The organism is Mucilaginibacter lacusdianchii (genome assembly GCF_009770985.1).
GTDB classification, from domain to species: domain Bacteria; phylum Bacteroidota; class Bacteroidia; order Sphingobacteriales; family Sphingobacteriaceae; genus Mucilaginibacter; species Mucilaginibacter lacusdianchii.
The window spans coordinates 443,739-462,172 of record NZ_WSRW01000002.1; the positions used below are offsets into that span (position 1 = coordinate 443,739).

Genomic DNA, 18,434 nt, shown 5'->3' on the forward strand with positions numbered 1-18,434 from the left:
CATTTTATGGCGTACGCAGAATTACAAGTAACCAGTAACTTCACTTTTATGCTGGGCGGCTCGCACCCCGAAGAGCTGGCCGACCGCGCTGCCGATTTAGGCTACACCAAAATTGCTATTACCGACCGCAACAGCGTAGCCGGTGTAGTGCGGGCCCATATAGCAGCAAAAGCCAGAGGTATCAGTATCATTCCAGCTTGCAGACTGGATTTAATAGATGGCCCCAGCTTACTGGCTTACCCCACCGATATAAAGGCTTGGGGTCATTTGTGCGCTTTACTCTCGTTAGGCAATCTACGTACCGAAAAAGGTAAATGCGAACTTTACCGCCGGGATATTTACGCACATGGTGAAGGCATTAAGTTTATTTTAATACCGCCTGCAACTTTAAACCAACACTTCGATTTTGAAAATGACTTTAAGGTTGCTGCAAACGAATACCGCTCCGCATTTGGTCACAATCTATACATTGCAGCCAGCCGCACTTATAGTGGGCAGGATAATAAACGCCTCTATCGCATTTCGCAATTAGGCATACCTATGGTAGCCACTAATGATGTGCATTACCATGTGGCCCAACGCCGGGAGTTGCAGGATATTCAAACCTGCGTACGCGAAAAATGCACTATCCATACCGCAGGTTTTAAACTATTGGCTAACGCGGAGCGCTATATGAAGCCTATTGACGAACTTGAACGCCTGTTTCGCCAATATCCTGACGCTATAGAACGTACTATTGAGATTGCCGAAGCTTGCACATTTTCATTAGACACACTAAAATATTTAGAACCCGAATGGCAAAGCCCTGATGGGCGCACTGCCGATGAGCATTTAAGGACCTACACCATGGCCGGTGCACGGAAGTTCTGGGGAGAAAGTATCCCAGACAAAGTTTTAAAGGATATTGATTTTGAACTTGACTTTTTTGCTAAGCGCAAACTGGCTCCCTACTTTTTAAGAGTGTATGCCTATACCCAAAAGGCCGAAGAATTAGGTATACTACATCAGGGGCGTGGTTCCGCAGCTAATTGTACGGTTTGTTTCTGTCTAGGCATCACGCCGGTTAACCCCGAAAAATCGAGGCTCCTTTTTTCCCGCTTTATGTCAGATGCCCGTGACGAATGGCCCGATGTGGATGTAGATTTTGAACATGAACGCCGCGAGGAGATCATCCAGTGGGTTTATGAAACTTATGGGCGAGAACATGCCGCTATTGTAGCCACCGTAACGCAAGAGCGGCACAAAGGCGCCTTGCGCGATGTGGGCAAAGCGATGGGTATGTCTGAGGACACCATTAAACGGCTGGGCGGCACTATCTGGAGTTTTTCAGAAGAAGGGTTCGACCGCGAGCGCATCATTGGGCAAGGCCTCAACCCTGATGATCCGCATCTGCAAAAAGTACTGCATCTTACCGAACAACTAATCGGCTTTCCGCGGCAGCTGGGTCAGCATACAGGTGGTTTTGTAATTACCGGCTGTAAGTTGTCTGACATTTGCCCCGTGATGAATGCCCGCATGGAAAACCGCACCCAGCTGGAATGGAACAAAGACGACTTAGAGGCATTGGGTATTTTAAAAGTAGATATTTTAGCCTTGGGTATGCTCACCTGCATCCGCAAAGCTTTTGGCCTGATTGAAAAGCACTATGGTGAAAAGTACACCTTAGAAAACGTTCCGCAAGACGAGGAGGACGTATACCAAATGATTAGCAAGGCTGATACTATTGGCGTTTTTCAGATTGAAAGCCGCGCACAGATGTCTATGCTGCCACGCATGAAGCCGAAAGTGTTTTATGATTTGGTAATTGAAGTAGCTATTGTACGCCCCGGTCCTATCCAAGGTGATATGGTGCATCCCTATTTAAGGCGGCGGGATGGTTTAGAGCCCATTGAATATCAATCAAAAGAGCTTAAGGATGTATTACATCGAACTAATGGCGTTCCTCTTTTCCAAGAACAGGCCATGGAAATTGCAATTGTAGCAGCTGGCTTCACTCCTGCCGAAGCCGATCACTTGCGTCGTAGCATGGCAACTTTTAAAGCTAAAGGCTTGGTTAGTGCCTTTCGGGAAAAACTGGTGACTGGCATGAAAGCCAATGGATATGAAGAAGAATTTGCCAAACGAATTTTTAAACAGTTAGAAGGCTTTGGTAGCTATGGTTTCCCGGAAAGCCACGCCGCATCTTTTGCACATTTGGTTTATATTTCATCTTGGCTTAAATGTCGATACCCCGAAGTTTTTGCAGCGGCACTGCTTAATAGCCAACCCATGGGCTTTTATCAGCCAGCCGAGATTGTAGATGATGCACGGGCACATCATGTAACGGTTAGACCAATAGATGTAAATTACTCATACTGGAATCATACACTTGAAGAAATAGACGGCAAATACCATGCGTTACGTTTAGGTTTCCGCTTAGCCAAAGGCTTGCGTGAAGAAGATATGAACTTATTAGTTGCTAAGCGCGGCCAGGGATACACCAGCATACAGCAGCTTAACGATGCTGGCATTTCACAAACGGCCATAGAACAGTTAACCGATGCAGATGCTTTCGGATCTATAAGCTTAAACCGCAGGGAAGCCCTTTGGGAAGTACCCGCTTTGAACGATAAACCCATAGGCTTATTTAAAGGTCAGCCATCAGCCAGCACACATGAGGACCAACTAGCGCTGCCATTAATGACGCAGGGCGAGCATGTGGTTCAGGATATAGCTACAACTGGCTTATCATTGAAGGCCCACCCGGTAAGCTTTGTACGTTATGAATTAAACCAACTGGGCGCTGTACCAACAGCTCATCTTAAGCAACTTAAAAACGGTGACAAAGTAAAAGTGGCTGGCATGATTACCATACGGCAGCGCCCTGGTACCGCCAAAGGAATTTTGTTTGTCACCATTAAAGACGAAACCGGCTTTTGCAATTTGGTAGTATGGCCTCAATTTTTTGACGAATACCGTAAAGAAATTATCCAATCGCGCCTGCTGATGGTGGATGGACACGTACAGGTGGCTGGCGAGGTAATTCACGTAGTAGTTAAACAGTGCTATAACATGAACAAGCTGTTAAGCAAATTAACAGAACCGGCTCAGCCCAACTCGCCTCAATTTACTTTTCCACATGACGAACAAAACAGCCCGCCACCCCAGCAACAACGCGGCGCTGTAAAGAAAGAAGTGTTTTACAAAGGGCGAAACTTTCAATAATAATATATAACTGAATAAAGAAACTGCGAAATATGTTTTTAACAACTTTTTGCGTCAGGTGCTTTTAAAGAACTTTTACATTATATTATGTTATAAAGGCACCTATAATAAGGAATATCAAAATCTATTTATCTGGATAAGGTCCGTATACAACCATCTAGCATAGCTTTGAGGTCTGCTTTTGTGGCTATCGCATCTTTTAATGATCTGGTGACTGTTTCCTGTATATCTTTAGAACGTGCTTTTTGAGCCAATTGGCTCAAAAATTCATATGCCGCAACCTGAAAGCCCTCAATCACTATTAAGTGTTGCAACATTCGGCAATCGGTTGATTGAGACGGATTATCACCAAAGTTTGAAGTAACAAATTCCATCAAATTTAGGCTGGTACGCGTTTGAGCAAAAGAGTCGGGTGTTTCAAATTTTAATAGCTTTAATATTACACGGAGCCTAAAAAGTTCTTCATGCGCCTTAACGCTAACCATCAAAATAGCCATTTTAACATCTTTAGCATAAGCATTATTGGCCAGCGAGGGCAAATACTCAAGTATCTGCGTTTTTATTGCAAACACCTCCAAACTATAAAAAATCAATAAATCATTGATTTTATCACCAATGCCGGCAGAATCACCTTGCAAATTATTAAGCATAGCACAAAAAGGTAAATAGGCGTTATAAAAGGGATACGAAGATGAGGCTATTAAAAAATAGAAGGATTATTATTACAATATCAACATTACTGCAAAGGTTTGCAACAGTTTACATTAAATGTATAATAAATTGTATTGAAGTAACATTTAAGGAACTATTTTGGGGTCTAAATTTAAAAATTAGCTAAAAAACCAATAAAAAGACAAAAAAAGCCGCTTAACTATTTAGTAAAGCGGCTTTTGTGCTCCCGAAGGGATTCGAACCCCTATCGATGGTACCGGAAACCATAATTCTATCCATTGAACTACGGGAGCATTTATTGTGTGCAAATATATTGTTTTAGAAACAAGAGCCAAGAGCCGGGAGACAAGAAAAATCAACTATTGCATTTTTATCTTGTTTCCTGGCTGTTGTTTCTTGGCTCTATCTATCTACACGTTAAATCTAAAGTGCATAATGTCACCATCCTGCACAATGTAAGTCTTACCTTCTACACTTAACTTACCGGCTTCTTTACAGGCAGCTTCCGAACCGTACTTAACAAAATCATCATACTTAATTACCTCGGCACGGATAAAGCCTTTTTCAAAATCAGAGTGAATTACACCGGCAGCTTGCGGAGCTGTGAAGCCTTTAGTAATAGTCCACGCGCGTACTTCCTGCACACCGGCTGTAAAGTAAGTGCTCAGGTCAAGCAAGTGGTAAGCAGCTTTAATTAGCTTGTTTACACCCGATTCGGCTAAACCCAAATCGTCCAAAAACATCTGACGCTCTTCGTAAGTTTCCAACTGGGCAATTTCCGATTCTATCTGGGCAGAAATCACCAGCACTTCGGCATTTTCTTCCTTAACCGCTTCGCGCACTTTTTCTACATAAGCATTACCTGTGTTTACAGCGCTTTCTTCTACGTTACAAACGTACATTACCGGTTTGGCCGTAAGCAGCCACAGGTCGGCAATGTGTTCTTTATCTTCGTCGCTAACCGCAGCTGTACGGGCCGATTTACCACTTAGCAAATGCTCGCGATAAATAGTTAACACTTCAAACGCTTTTTTGGCATCTTTGTCGCCGCCGGTTTTGGCAGCTTTTTCTACCTTTTGTATTTTCTTTTCAACCGACTCCAAATCTTTCAGTTGCAGCTCGGTATCAATAATCTCTTTATCGCGGATTGGGTCAACCGAACCATCTACGTGAATTACGTTATCGTTATCAAAGCAACGCAGCACGTGGATTATAGCGTTAGTGGCACGGATGTTTCCTAAAAACTGGTTACCTAACCCCTCGCCTTTGCTGGCGCCTTTTACCAAACCGGCAATATCCACAATCTCGATTACGTTGGGCACTACCTTTTGCGGGTTTACCAGTTCGGCCAGTTTGGTTAAACGATCGTCAGGTACGGTAATAACGCCCACATTGGGCTCAATGGTGCAAAACGGAAAGTTGGCCGCCTGTGCTTTGGCGTTTGATAAACAGTTAAAAAGTGTTGATTTGCCTACATTAGGCAAACCTACTATACCACATTGTAAACCCATTATTTTTTATTGAGTAGTTGATTAAGTTAAGTAGTTGATCGGCTAAAGGGCTAAACAATTGAAAACTAAATGAATAAAATCAGCATTTAACCACTTAACCAATACAATCATTAACCACCTAGCCAGTCACCAAAAATTCCCGCAAAGATAACACAAAATCTGCCTTGAAATTTGAAAAAATAAACGACTTTTGCGGGCGTTGTAAAACGTATCGATAACAATTGGGTTAACATGTAAAAACGAGGGCCGTATATGGAAGAAATGGTTGAACAAGTAGAACTGCTATTAGAGAATAATGATGAAGCGCAATTGCACGACTATTTGAACAGCCTGAACATATCGGACGTTGAAGAGTTAATTGGCGAGTTACCCGAACATGCCGCCCATTTTATTGAAGCGCTGGCACTTAACCGCGCAGTAAATGTTTTCCGCATTTTGGATTTTCCTATCCAGGAGCGTTTGCTAAAAAAACTTTCCGGACAAAAAATTGCCGAACTGATTAATGAGTTGCCGCCCGACGACCGTACATCTTTGTTTGCCGAACTGCATGGCGACACGGTTAAGAACCTGATTTTACACTTACCCCCCGACGACCGTAAGCAAGCCCTGGCCCTGTTAGGTTATGATGAAGACAGTGTGGGCCGGTTAATGACACCCGACTATATAGCTGTAAAAAAAGACTGGGATGTGGTACGGGTACTCTCACACATCAGGCGCTATGGTAAAAATTCGGAAACCATTGATGTTATCTATGTGATAGATGAGCACGGGGTGTTGCTGGATGATATCCGTATCCGTGAGATATTATTGGTAGACCCGGCAACCAAAGTAAGCGACTTAATGGATAACCGGCTTATTTCCCTTAATGTTAGCGATCCACAGGAAGAAGCTATCAATACCTTCAGAATGAACAACAGGGTAGCTTTACCGGTGACTGATAACAATAACATTTTGCTGGGCATCGTAACGGTAGATGACATTTTGTGGATTGCCAATGAAGAATATACCGAAGACATCCAGAAAATTGGTGGCACCGAAGCATTGGATGAGCCTTATTTGGATATCAACCTGTTTAAGCTGGTTAAAAAGCGTGTAGGCTGGCTAATTGTACTTTTTTTGGGCGAAATGCTTACAGCAACAGCAATGGGTTATTTTGAAGGACAGATTGCCAAAGCGGTTGTATTGGCGCTGTTTGTTCCGCTTATTATATCCAGTGGTGGCAACAGCGGATCGCAAGCGTCTACGCTAATTATACAAGCTATGGCTTTAGGTGAGGTTACGATAGAAGACTGGTGGCGGGTAATGCGACGCGAAATACTTTCGGGCTTATTGCTAGGTATTACACTGGGTATTATAGGTTTTTTCCGAATTTACGTATGGACGTTATTCAGTGATATTTACGGGCCACATTGGGCATTGGTAGGCACCACTGTAGGCTTATCGCTGGTAGGTATTGTGCTTTGGGGATCGCTGGCTGGCTCTATGCTACCATTGCTTTTGAAACGCCTGGGGCTCGACCCGGCTACTTCATCTGCCCCTTTTGTAGCTACACTAGTAGATGTGACCGGATTAATCATTTATTTTACAGTGGCGGTGTCTGTACTGCATATATAAAGTGCTACTTTGTTGTTTTTAATAACTTTATGTACAATTAAATTTTTACAATGAACCTAACACCTAATTCATCGCTAAATTTAACAACACAAGCACAAGCTTATTTAAAAATAGCGACTAAATGGGCTCGCTTCTTATCAATTGCAGGCTTTATTTCTTGTGGCTTTATAATTATATTTGGCTTTTTTGCGGGAAGTTTTATGGCAACAATGGCAGCTCGACTTTCCCCCACATCAGTCGAGTTGGGGCCAACCGTACTTACTATATTTTCATCTATTATATTAGCGTTACTTTACTTCTTTCCATGCCTTTACCTATACAAATTCAGTGCGCGAGCACGAAATGGTATTGATTTTAATAGCGATACAGAAATTGAATTAGCAATGGCAAAACTGAAGTCGTTTTTCATATTCATTGGCGCTCTTACTATTATTATGTTATGCTTTTACGCCTTTGGATTCTTAGGCTTTATTGCAGGAATAGGCACTAATTCCTCTATGCGCTAACATATATGAACAGAAATAGCTTTGCCGTTAAGCAAAGCTATTTTTCTTGGTAATAACTTATGTACTATTTTAGTAGTATCTACTACTTAGAACGTTAAATCTTCATCAGGTGCTGCAACGCCTGCAGCTTTTGTTATTTCTGACAGCTCGCTGTATTCATAACGCTTTTCAACTACTTCCTGGTGCGCTTTGATATAATCTACAGTATCTTTCAGGCCTTCTGCAAATTTTTCAAAATCCTCTTTGTATAAAAAGATTTTGTGTTTCACAAAAACACCATCCTCCAAACGCTTCTTGCTCTCTGTTACTGTGATGTAATAGTCGTTTGACCGTGTGGCTTTTACATCAAAAAAATAAGTTCTTTTACCTGCCCTTACTTTTTTCGAGAATACTTCATCCCGCTCTCTGTTATCAAAATCTCCCATGTTAATAAAGTGTTGTAATAGTTATGATTGCATAAATATAAACAATTTTTGAAATAGCAAGTATTTTAATCAACAATGTGGAAAAATATTAAACTATTAACATTGTTGTTTGTATGATACGAAACTTTTAAATGAAAAGTTATAAGACAGCTAGATTTTAAATACTTATCAAATTAAATTGCCGGCGGTGTTTCCTGCTCTTCCAGTAATTGCTTTTCATACAATTCGAAGTAATCACCTTTTTGTGCCATCAACTCATCGTGGGTACCTTGTTCAGTAATTATACCGTTATCCATCACCAAAATTTTATCAGCATTACGTATAGTTGATATACGGTGAGCGATAATAATACTGGTTTTTCCGTTCATGATACGGCCCAGATTGCGTAATATCTCCTCTTCCGTACGGGTATCTACCGCCGACAGGCAATCATCAAATACCAGTATCTGCGGCTGCTTTACGATAGCACGTGCGATGGAAACACGTTGTTTTTGTCCGCCCGATAAAGTAATACCCCGTTCACCAATCAAGGTATCAAAACCTTTTTCCAGTTCTATAATGTTACCGTATACGGCAGCATTTTTAGCAGCCTGTTCAACAGCAGATCTATCCAGCACATCGGCACTAAAAGCTATGTTATGTGCAATAGTGTCCGAAAATAAGAAAACCTCCTGCGGCACAAACCCCACCTGCGAACGATATGCATTTAAATTCAGTTGTGGCAAAGGCGTTCCATCAATCTGTATTTCGCCGCCGGTGGTATCATACATGCGCATCATCAAATTGGCAATGGTTGATTTACCCGACCCTGTACGACCGATGATGGCCAGCATCTGGCCGGGTTCTACCGTAAAGGACACTTCTTTAAGCGCCTCTATGCCCGTATCGGGATATACAAAACTTACCCGGTCAAATACAATCTGACCTTTAACCTGCCGGGCAGCCACCTTTGGCGATTGCACCTCTGGCCGTTCATGTAAAAACTCGTTGATACGCTTTTGCGAAGCGGCTGCCCGCTGAATTAGTGAGGTTACCCAACCCAAAGACATAACCGGGAACATAAGTTGATTAAGGTAAACCACAAACTCAGCAATATTGCCTGATGTGATGTTACCTTTCATTACCTCTATACCACCTATGTAAATGATAAGCACATTGCTGATGCCCACCAGCAACAACATCATCGGAAAAAACAGTGCCTGCACTTTGGTAAGCGCCATTGAGTGCATTTTGTAATTTTCACTCTCTTCTGTAAACTTTTTACTGATGTAAGCTTCCCGCACATATGATTTTACTACACGGATACCTGAGATATTCTCTTGCACAAAGCTGGATAGCGAAGACAATCTTTCCTGTATCTTCTCGCTTCTGAACTCAATCAGGTTGTTTACATAGTAAATACTGAGCACCAGCACCGGCATAGGCATCAGCGCAAAAAGCGCCAGTCGGCCGTTTACACTAAGCATGGCATATACAGTAAGTACAAACAACACAATGGTATTAATAGCATACATAATGCCCGGACCTAAGTACATCCGCACACGACTTACATCCTCGGTAGCCCGGTTCATCAAATCGCCGGTATTATGGCGACGAAAAAAGGCCAGCGATAATTCCTGATAGTGCTGGTATATCTCGTTTTTTAAGTCATACTCTATATGCCGCGACATGAGGATAATAGTTTGACGCATAAAAAACAGGAATAGCCCTCTTAATAGAGACAACACTAATACCAATGCGCCAAACAACAGCAAACTCGAGCCGAAAATATCATAAATTATCTGCTGACGGTCAAAGCCTGCATACAAGTGGTATATCTGTATATTTTCGGACACCAAGTTAAAAGCTACACGAATAACTTGTGCCGGCAAAACGCCAAATATGTTGGATATGACCACGAAGCATACACCAGGTATCAGTCGCCAGCGGTATTTGTAAAAAAACTTATTTAAGTAAGCAAGGCTTTTCATATCAACGGTGCAAAGGTAATGCATTTAACCGCATATACTATTTGCAAATAATTGCTGCCAGCAAGCGGTTATCACTAATGAATAATTTTAAAATGATTAATGTTTACAGCACGCAAAAAAATCTTACTTTTGCACTCGATATCGGTTAACGTTTTTTGGCTAACCCATTCAATTGTTCATTGGCAGGAGAGTATGTATATTTGAGTATGAACAGGGGAACCAATGCACGGAATACCGAACAAAAACCAGCTGTTGGTGTTTTAGCTAACATCAGAGCAAAATAAGTATATTTTGAAGCATAACATCTTAAATCGTTCTTATCCATGTTAAATAGAAGGCATCTTAGAGTTAAAGTATTACAGGCTTTATACGCCTACCAGCAAACCGAACAAAAAGATGTTAAACAGCATGAAAAGGCCTTACTGCAAAACATAGACCAGGTTCACGAAATGTACATCTGGATGCTATCGTTGATAGATGAAACTATCCAGTTTGCGGCCAATGATGCTGCTGAACGGGCCAACAAACACCTCCCTACCGCCGAAGATTTAAATCCAAACTTAAAAATTCTGGAAAACCGCTTTATTACATCATTGCATGTGAATAAAGATTATATATCGGCCCTAAAGAAATATAAAGTTTCATGGGATTTTGAACCTGAGCTTTCCAAAAGCCTGTTTACAGTTCTGAAAAATTCGGATGAGTATAAAGCTTACCTGCAAAAAACAGACGATACGCTGACTACTGACAAAGACATCATCAAGTTTATATTCAAAAAGGTAATATTAAAAGCTACTTTGGCCGAGCAGGTATTTGAGGATAAATTTATTTCGTGGCCAATTGATAAAGAAGTGCTACAGGCGCTGATTGCCAAAACGTTTAAAAACTTTTCGTTTGATAACCCTCACGAAAACAAGCTGGCCGAGGTAACAGGCAACTGGCCTGAAGACCGCGACTTTATCATCAACCTTTTTGAACAAGCCATTCGCCACGATGCCGAATACCAGGAACTGATTGGCAACAAAACACAGAATTGGGAACCTGAGCGTATTGCTATGATGGATACCCTGATTATGAAAATGGCGATCACCGAATTTGTTAACTTTGCATCGGTACCGGTAAAAGTAACCATCAACGAGTATTTAGAAATTGCCAAAGAGTTTAGTACGCCAAAAAGTAATTCTTTTGTTAATGGTATCTTGGATAAAATCTTGTTTGAGTTAAAAGAGCAAAACAAAATCCGTAAAACCGGCAGGGGTTTAATTGAATAATTACATGAAAAATATTTTAGCAGTTTTGTGTATTGCAGGTGCTTTAACTACAGCCTGCAATCAATCGCAAAAATCATCTCAACCGGCTGCTACCAGCACCACCAGTATTGCAGCAACAGCTACCCCACTGGTTGACTCGGCAAGTGCACCTGTATTGAAATTTGACAAAGAGGCTTACGATTTTGGCAAAATTAAAACCGGCGACAAAGTAACATACGAGTTTAAATTTACCAATGCGGGCAAAACGCCGTTGATTATAAACGATGCTGTTGCCAGCTGCGGATGTACAAAACCGGAGTATGAAAACAAACCTATTCAGCCGGGCGAAGGCGGCGCTATTAAAGTAACCTTTAACAGCGCAGGCAAAGTAGGTTTGCAAGACAAAATGATAACCATTACAGCTAACACCGCGCCTGCACAAAGTGTAGTGCACTTAACAGGCGAGGTAACTGAAAAATAATTTAAATTTATATGACAGCAAACATTTTATTACAATTAGGCGGCGGTGCCGGTGGTTTGGGTGGCATTATCCCAATGGTTTTAATCATTGTGGTATTCTACTTTTTTATGATCCGCCCACAGGTTAAAAAACAAAAAGACCAAAAAAAATATGTTGATGAACTGCAAAAAGGCCATAAAGTGGTAACTACTGCCGGTATACATGGTCGTATAGCCGAAGTAAATGAAACCACGTTTTTAATTGAGGTAGACAACGGCGTAAAAATCAAATTTGATAAAGCCTCTATATCGCTTGATGCATCAAAAGCATTAAATAACCCACCTGCAGCTAAAGCATAATTAAAATATAAAAGTGCTCAATGCCGTTTCTTTTTGCAATTAAAGAAACGGCATTTTATTTTTACAGCAAGCAATACATCAGGCATGCCTATCATCAAGCTTTCCGTTTCTGAACGCAGGCGGTTATCCGTTTTTATTACCTGCTTGTTGCTGGCATTTATCTCCTGGGTTTTCATTACGCTTTCGGGCAAATACATTTATTCCACTAAACAGGCCATTGTATTTAAAAATGCACCGCAAAAACGTGCATTTCGTGCTTTGCAGCCAGATACGGTTGAAATTAGTTTACAAGGTACCGGTTGGCAAATGCTTTTTTCAAAAATGAACAATAGCACTCGGCCGGTTAGTGTTGATTTACACACGCTTGAACACAATGATTATATTGCTTTAAATACACAGCTAGAGCGAATTAACCGGATGAAGGATATGAACCACAAAATTATTGCCTTTAACCCGGATACTTTGTATTTTGATTTTACCAACCGGATGATAAAAAAGATTCCGGTAGAGCCTCTGCTGGATATCAAATATAAATCGCAATACATAGCAACCGGTAAAATTACTGTAACACCGGCATATATAACTTTAAACGGCCCCGCCAACATTATCCGAAACGTAAACATTTGGAAAACAGACTCATTAAGCTTGACTGACGTTCATAACACAATTGACAGACAGCTTAAACTACAACCAGTTAAAGAAGGTAATTTAAGCGTATACCCCAAAACCGTTCAGCTGCACATTCCGGTAGAAGAGTACACCGAAAAAACGTTAAGCGTGCCGGTAAAATTGGTAAATAATCCACATTATGATGCCATTAAAATCTTCCCCCAGCGGATACAAGTAACCTTTACCGTTCCGTTGAGCAGGTATGCTGAAATTGACGAAGACTTTTTCGAAGCTACTGCCGACTTCAGCTTGTGGAAAGAGGGCTATTCAATACTACCTGTTAAAATTACGCATATGCCGGTTTATTGTAAGGTGGTGAGCATATCACCTCAGAACGTAGATTTTTTAGTGAAAAAATAAGATGCTTAAAATTGGTATCACCGGAAATATAGGGAGCGGTAAAACCACCGTTAGCAAAGTATTTGAACTGCTTGGCATACCTGTTTTTTATGCTGATGATGCGGCCAAAAAGGTAATGACAAACGATGCTGAACTTATTAAAGGCATCACACAAGCTTTTGGCCAAGACGCTTACTTTGCAGACGGAACCCTTAACCGTAGATACATTGCCGGCATTGTATTCAACAATGAATTAGAATTGAAGAAGCTAAATGCCTTAGTGCATCCGGCCGTTTTCAGGGCTTTTGACCAATGGGCCGCTGCACAGACAAATGTACCTTACGTGCTTAAAGAAGCTGCTTTGTTGTTTGAAAGTGGTTCGAACCGCGATTGTGATTATACTGTTTTAGTGACAGCACCTACCGAAGTTCGCATAAAAAGGGTTATGCAACGCGACAGCATTACACAAACCGAAGCAGAAAGCCGCAATGCCAAACAAATGGCAGAAACGGACAAAATACAATTGGCTGATTACATAATATCCAACGATAATACGCAACTGGTTATACCGCAAGTATTAGCCTTGCATCAGCAGTTTTTAACTGCACCTAATTCATGAACATCCTTAACGACTTTTTAGCTTTTGATGGCATCGGTTTGTATTGCCGCTACGGTAACTTTTATTTAGATCCGCAGCAACCGGTACAACAAGCCGTCATTTCACATGCTCATGCCGATCATGCCATAGCTGGCAACCGGCAATTATACTGCACCGCCCCTACTGCTGATTTTATGAAGCTGCGCTACGGCAAAAATGCAGGCGGCACTTTTAACACAATCACTTGGCATCAGTCTTTTGCTATAGGCGCTGTAGAGATCACGTTTATTCCCGCAGGACATATGCTGGGTTCAGCACAGGTGTTAATGCGCTATGAGGGCACAGATTACCTTTATACGGGCGATTATAAGTTACAGGCTGATGCCACATGCGAGCCTATTGCCTGGGTAAATGCCGATGTGCTGATTACAGAAAGCACTTTTGCAAATCCTGCCGTTTTGCACCCCGACCCTGCGATTGAAATTAGCAAGCTGAACGATATAAAAATCAATATTTTACTTGGTGCTTATGGCTTAGGCAAAGCTCAGCGTTTAATAAGGCTTATTAACGATTATGCACCGCAAAAAAAATTATTGGTTCATCATCGCATTGCGCCAATAAACGCCATTTATGAAAAGTATGGGTATAAGCTTGGACCTTGTCAGCCCTACAACCGTAAGCTGATGAAAAATCAGGATGAGTACGTTTACTTAGTGCCGCCCTTTACGTTTGACAGTTATCTGCGCGCTACAGGCGTGAAGCGCTTGTTCGCATCTGGCTGGAAAAACCTGCAAGTTAACCAACAGGACACGCTTTTTATTTCTGACCACGTAGACTGGAACGATATTTTACATGCCGTAGAACAGGTAAAACCACAACAGATTTGGACTTTGCATGGGGACGGTAGTCATCTGCAGAAACATTTTGAAAATCGCATCACTGTTAAGGTATTAAACTAATGCTTACCGAGGGTACAGATTACTACACAAACCAGGATGGCCTGTTCGTATTTACGCGCGAATATCATTTAAAACGAGGTTATTGCTGTAAAAACAAGTGCAAACATTGTCCCTGGAACTATGGCAAAGCCAAAACCATTAAACAAATTAAAAATAAATAAACATATTTGCCTGTTCGTTATTATAGTACAGTATGCAAATTGATAAGGAGATACAAGGCAATTTTGAAGATAATTACCACAAAGTTGTTGTGAATATTACTTACACTTACGGTTGGGTGTCCAATTTAGCACGGGGCGAATTTGAGAAATATAACCTTACTAGTCAGCAATTTAACGTTTTACGAATTCTGCGCGGGCAGCACCCTAAACCGGCCACCATTAATTTGTTGAAAGAACGCATGCTGGATAAGATGTCGGACGCATCACGTATTGTTGACCGGCTGGTGCAAAAGGAATTGGTATCACGTGGCACCTGCAGCCATGACCGCCGTGCTGTCGATATTTTGATTACCGAGAAAGGGTTAAATCTGCTTTCGCAAATGGATAAAACGTTCCGCACTTCTGATTTTATTAAAAATAATCTTACCGAGGAAGAAGCCGGAACGTTAAGCGACTTATTAGATAAATTACGCGGTTAACAAGCCAACCTTTAACTTCTTGTTTTATTTCGAAAGTTTTAGAATGGCAAGCCGATGCCAAAGTTTAGCTGCATGAACCGGTAAGGCTCGGCATGCGTTTCTTCATACGAACGCTTGAAAGCACCTGGGTTAAACATTTCATCGATATGTTTAATCAGCACCCACTGTTCTGCCCCTGTAAATTGCGGATCTTTAAATTTAAACCCGGCATCCAACCTAAACACGAAATACGATAAGTCAAACCGCAAGCCCATTCCCACGTCCATAGCTGCCGATTGCAATACATTATTTAACCTAAACTCTCCCCCTGGGTTATCTTCGTTTTTATGCAATCGCCAAACGTTACCAAAATCGGTAAAGAATGCGCCTTTTATTTTAGCACCATAAAAATTGCTGGCCAGCCTAAACCTGTATTCGGCATTACCTACGATCCTAATTTCACCTAGCTGATCCAGGTATTTGAAACGATTTAACAATGTTGGGTTGTTCTGGTAAAATGCTGCCCGGTTAAATTGACCAGGCCCCAGTGTGCGCGGCAACCAAGCCCGCATATCATTAGCCCCGCCTGCGTAGTAGTTTTTCTCAAAAATAAGTTGCCTGCTATTACCATAAGGAATGCCGATACCGGGATTAAAACGGAATATAAACTGCCGTTCGGCGCCTCCTAAACTTCGATAAAAACGAATGTCTATGTCAGCCTTGGCATACTGAGCAAACGTGTATCCAAAAATGGTACGGTTACCCGCTGTATCTCGCGGCGTACCTAATAACCGGCTAGCCAAATTCAATGTATTACCGCCAATGTCTAAAAATCCTCTGAAATAGGTGAAATTTTCTAAACTGTTCAGCTTGTTGGCGTTCAGTTGAAACGTGTATTGACTACCAGAGGTAAAAATTGTCCGGCCTATCAGATATACATATGAATACCGGTTAGAGTCAATAAGTTGCTGCCGCACTCCAGGATCGATAGTACCGCTGGAAAATTCGATACTAATGGGTGTAAACACATGCTGCTTGCGCGCTGTTTCTACCCAATCATATGTAAGGGAGTTGATAAAGCTATGGCGCTCAACCAATCCTTTTTGATAAAACAACTGAAAGTTGGACGAGAATGTAGTATGCGGAACGCCATATTTGCCTAATACAGGCAAATCAAAAGGAGCTATAATACGTGGATAAATCAAATTAGCACCAATCCTAAAATCTTGGTTTTGTATACTACTTCCACCACTGGAACCATTATCGAATAATACACTCCAATTAGTTTTAATTTGTAATACCTCGGCTCGCTTAAACAAGTTACGGTTGGTAAAGGTATTACCCAGGTTGTAGCCATATCTGCCGCTATTGAAAAGAAACTCCGCCTCTACCCTGTCCGACATTCGTTTAAGCGGTATGATATTAATCTGGTTATCCAAACGGCGGTTCACGCTGTCGGGCAGCTTCTTATAATCAGGATTGGGAACGTTACGAAAAACATTTAATTCTGAAAGGCGTGACGTAGTAAGCGATTGCTGATCAACATTATACAAATCACCTTTTTTCTGGAATGTATATCGCGTAATGGCATCGGGCTTAAAGCGATGCGAATAATCAACAAACGTAAACTGCGAATCGACCCGTAGCGTGTCTGCCTTGCCGGGTGTGCGGCCATTACTATTGGCAATCGTAATTAGCGTATTGTTAATTCGGTAAGTAGGATGTGCATCTTTACCATCCGGGTTATCAATTAGCAATTTGATGTCTACTACACTATTATTGAAAGTAGAATCATAATTGTAATTAATATACTGTCGATAAAAGTCATAGTAACCATTATGCTTCATCACCTGATAAAACTCGTCACGGTCATAAGCTAAACTGTCGGTATCAAAACGTCCGCCGGGCTGCACGTGCGAAAAGCGGCGACGATTTACACGGTATAGTGCCCTAACCGCCGGATCACCTATACTATCCTGAAAACTGCGTATTTTGAATAATGGTCCTTCTGTAGCAGCAAAAGTAAGTTTGGCTTTCTTTTTAGCTACCTCTATCTGGCTGTTTACTTTGGCCTGCAAGTAACCTTTATTGTGTAAAAACTGCTCTATTTGTACGCGCGAATATTCAACCAGGTTACTATCCAGAATGGCAGGTGGCTCGCCTATATTTTTTTTACCGTTTCGGCTAAGCAGGTAATACAATTGCAGGTTAAACCAGTTATTGGGTTGCTGCAAACGATCTACGTAAGTAAGTGCCTGGTCTGAAAACTGTTTGTCAACACCCTGTACCTGCACGTCACGCACTAAGGCCTCATTATCATCAAGCCTACGGGTTAAACTACATCCGCTTACCGCCAAAAGGAAAAGAATACTTAATATTGCAAGGCTATAATGCTTAATCTCGGGATATGCTTTCAAAATCTCAGGTCAGTTTATTAAAATCCTTACAACAAAAAAAATTCCGCAGAGAGCATGGGCTCTTTGTCGCAGAAGGTTTTAAATCGGTAGCCGAGTTTACGGCATCCTCTTACGTTATTCAAACCGTTTATCATACGCCTGCAGCAGGTTCTAAATTGTATCAGCTATCAAAGAAAATCAATTTTCAGGAAATTACAGCCACAGAACTTGAAAAAATAAGCAGTTTAACTACGCCGCAAGAAGTATTAGCCGTTATACATATACCCGAATGGCCCGCGTTACAGCAGCAACAGTTAAGACAAAAGTTCACATTGGTGCTGGATGGCGTGCAGGATCCCGGCAATATGGGCACCATTATCCGCACGGCCGATTGGTTTGGTATTCAAAACATCATTTGCTCAATTGATACGGTAGATGTTTATAACCCTAAAGTAGTGCAGGCTACCATGGGGTCGTTATCCAGAGTAAGTGTTCATTATACTGATTTAACACAGCTGCTCCCCCAACTTAACCTGCCTTTGTATGGTGCTTTGCTGGATGGTGAAAATATTTATGCCACCGATTTTGGCACCGAAGGTTTAGTGGTGATGGGCAATGAAGGCAATGGTTTGCGGACTGAAATACAGCAGCTTATTGATAAAAAAATAACGATTCCGCGCATTGGGCAAGCTGAGTCTTTGAACGTAGCTATTGCTACAGCATTGTTTTGTTCAGAAATTAATAGAAAAAGGTTGAAATAAATATTGCGAGACAACAAATAATAATTATTTTTGCACTCCGTTAAAACGGTCGGGTGGCCGAGTGGCTAGGCAGAGGTCTGCAAAACCTCGTACAGCGGTTCGAATCCGCTCTCGACCTCAAA

Annotated in this window: 18 protein-coding genes and 2 tRNA genes; 13 read left to right on the forward strand and 7 right to left on the reverse strand. The window is 41.6% G+C overall.

What is annotated here, in order from left to right:
- Positions 1-6 precede the first annotated feature (6 nt).
- Positions 7-3,204 carry an error-prone DNA polymerase gene (locus GPM24_RS09075; RefSeq protein ID WP_158826446.1) on the forward strand — a complete coding sequence of 1,066 codons (3,198 nt, stop codon included), beginning with the start codon at positions 7-9 and terminating at the stop codon, positions 3,202-3,204.
- Between the two features lie 128 nt (positions 3,205-3,332).
- On the opposite strand, the gene GPM24_RS09080 is transcribed toward GPM24_RS09075, so the two are convergent.
- From GPM24_RS09080 to ychF, 3 genes are all read right to left on the reverse strand, one after another.
- The gene (locus GPM24_RS09080; protein ID WP_158826447.1) at positions 3,333-3,854 is read right to left on the reverse strand and encodes a DUF892 family protein; all 522 of its coding nucleotides are present in this window, start codon (positions 3,852-3,854) and stop codon (positions 3,333-3,335) included.
- A gap of 243 nt (positions 3,855-4,097) precedes the next feature.
- Positions 4,098-4,169: transfer RNA gene (locus tag GPM24_RS09085), tRNA-Arg, on the reverse strand.
- 117 nt (positions 4,170-4,286) lie between these two features.
- The gene (ychF, locus tag GPM24_RS09090) at positions 4,287-5,387 is read right to left on the reverse strand and encodes a redox-regulated ATPase YchF (RefSeq protein ID WP_158826448.1); all 1,101 of its coding nucleotides are present in this window, start codon (positions 5,385-5,387) and stop codon (positions 4,287-4,289) included.
- A 252-nt stretch (positions 5,388-5,639) separates the two neighbouring features.
- Between ychF and mgtE the strand changes: the two genes are divergently transcribed.
- Together mgtE and GPM24_RS09100 are read left to right on the forward strand one after the other, a co-directional pair.
- Positions 5,640-7,001 carry a magnesium transporter gene (mgtE, locus tag GPM24_RS09095; protein ID WP_158826449.1) on the forward strand — a complete coding sequence of 454 codons (1,362 nt, stop codon included), beginning with the start codon at positions 5,640-5,642 and terminating at the stop codon, positions 6,999-7,001.
- 50 nt (positions 7,002-7,051) lie between these two features.
- Positions 7,052-7,507 carry a hypothetical protein gene (locus GPM24_RS09100; RefSeq protein ID WP_158826450.1) on the forward strand — a complete coding sequence of 152 codons (456 nt, stop codon included), beginning with the start codon at positions 7,052-7,054 and terminating at the stop codon, positions 7,505-7,507.
- Positions 7,508-7,593: 86 nt separating this feature from the next.
- Here GPM24_RS09100 and GPM24_RS09105 read toward each other — a convergent pair whose 3' ends face one another.
- The 3 genes from GPM24_RS09105 to GPM24_RS09115 form a co-directional block, all read right to left on the reverse strand.
- Positions 7,594-7,932, reverse strand: a complete 339-nt coding sequence (locus tag GPM24_RS09105) for a DUF3276 family protein (RefSeq protein ID WP_158826451.1) — start codon at positions 7,930-7,932, stop codon at positions 7,594-7,596.
- Positions 7,933-8,105: 173 nt separating this feature from the next.
- Positions 8,106-9,902: an ABC transporter ATP-binding protein gene (locus tag GPM24_RS09110; RefSeq protein ID WP_158826452.1), complete on the reverse strand. Its 1,797-nt coding sequence runs from the start codon at positions 9,900-9,902 to the stop codon at positions 8,106-8,108.
- 145 nt (positions 9,903-10,047) lie between these two features.
- On the reverse strand, positions 10,048-10,227 hold the full coding sequence (locus tag GPM24_RS09115) for a hypothetical protein (protein WP_158826453.1): 180 nt from the start codon (positions 10,225-10,227) through the stop codon (positions 10,048-10,050).
- Between GPM24_RS09115 and nusB the strand changes: the two genes are divergently transcribed.
- From nusB to GPM24_RS09155, 8 genes are all read left to right on the forward strand, one after another.
- Positions 10,226-11,173 carry a transcription antitermination factor NusB gene (gene nusB / locus GPM24_RS09120; RefSeq protein ID WP_158826454.1) on the forward strand — a complete coding sequence of 316 codons (948 nt, stop codon included), beginning with the start codon at positions 10,226-10,228 and terminating at the stop codon, positions 11,171-11,173. The two genes, GPM24_RS09115 and nusB, sit on opposite strands and share 2 nt — an antisense overlap.
- Positions 11,174-11,177: 4 nt before the next feature.
- Entirely contained in the window at positions 11,178-11,633 is a 456-nt protein-coding gene (locus GPM24_RS09125; protein ID WP_158826455.1) for a DUF1573 domain-containing protein, read from the forward strand.
- A gap of 11 nt (positions 11,634-11,644) precedes the next feature.
- Positions 11,645-11,971, forward strand: a complete 327-nt coding sequence (gene yajC, locus GPM24_RS09130) for a preprotein translocase subunit YajC (RefSeq protein WP_158826456.1) — start codon at positions 11,645-11,647, stop codon at positions 11,969-11,971.
- A gap of 84 nt (positions 11,972-12,055) precedes the next feature.
- Positions 12,056-13,000 carry a YbbR-like domain-containing protein gene (locus tag GPM24_RS09135; protein ID WP_158826457.1) on the forward strand — a complete coding sequence of 315 codons (945 nt, stop codon included), beginning with the start codon at positions 12,056-12,058 and terminating at the stop codon, positions 12,998-13,000.
- A 1-nt stretch (position 13,001) separates the two neighbouring features.
- Positions 13,002-13,598 (forward strand): dephospho-CoA kinase, encoded by a 597-nt coding sequence (coaE, locus tag GPM24_RS09140; protein ID WP_158826458.1) that lies wholly within the window; start codon positions 13,002-13,004, stop codon positions 13,596-13,598.
- Positions 13,595-14,536: an MBL fold metallo-hydrolase gene (locus GPM24_RS09145; RefSeq protein WP_158826459.1), complete on the forward strand. Its 942-nt coding sequence runs from the start codon at positions 13,595-13,597 to the stop codon at positions 14,534-14,536. The genes coaE and GPM24_RS09145 overlap by 4 nt, the downstream gene beginning before the upstream one ends.
- A complete protein-coding gene (locus GPM24_RS09150; protein ID WP_158826460.1) occupies positions 14,536-14,697 on the forward strand; it encodes a DUF5522 domain-containing protein in 162 nt (53 codons plus the stop codon). The genes GPM24_RS09145 and GPM24_RS09150 overlap by 1 nt, the downstream gene beginning before the upstream one ends.
- 32 nt (positions 14,698-14,729) lie before the next feature.
- Positions 14,730-15,176, forward strand: coding sequence for a MarR family winged helix-turn-helix transcriptional regulator (locus tag GPM24_RS09155; protein ID WP_158826461.1), 447 nt, complete (start codon positions 14,730-14,732; stop codon positions 15,174-15,176).
- A 38-nt stretch (positions 15,177-15,214) separates the two neighbouring features.
- On the opposite strand, the gene tamL is transcribed toward GPM24_RS09155, so the two are convergent.
- Entirely contained in the window at positions 15,215-17,572 is a 2,358-nt protein-coding gene (gene tamL, locus GPM24_RS09160) for a translocation and assembly module lipoprotein TamL (RefSeq protein WP_158826462.1), read from the reverse strand.
- Between tamL and GPM24_RS09165 the strand changes: the two genes are divergently transcribed.
- Positions 17,563-18,312 (forward strand): TrmH family RNA methyltransferase, encoded by a 750-nt coding sequence (locus GPM24_RS09165; RefSeq protein ID WP_158826463.1) that lies wholly within the window; start codon positions 17,563-17,565, stop codon positions 18,310-18,312. The two genes, tamL and GPM24_RS09165, sit on opposite strands and share 10 nt — an antisense overlap.
- A 47-nt stretch (positions 18,313-18,359) precedes the next feature.
- Positions 18,360-18,430, forward strand: a tRNA-Cys gene (locus GPM24_RS09170).
- Positions 18,431-18,434 lie beyond the last annotated feature (4 nt).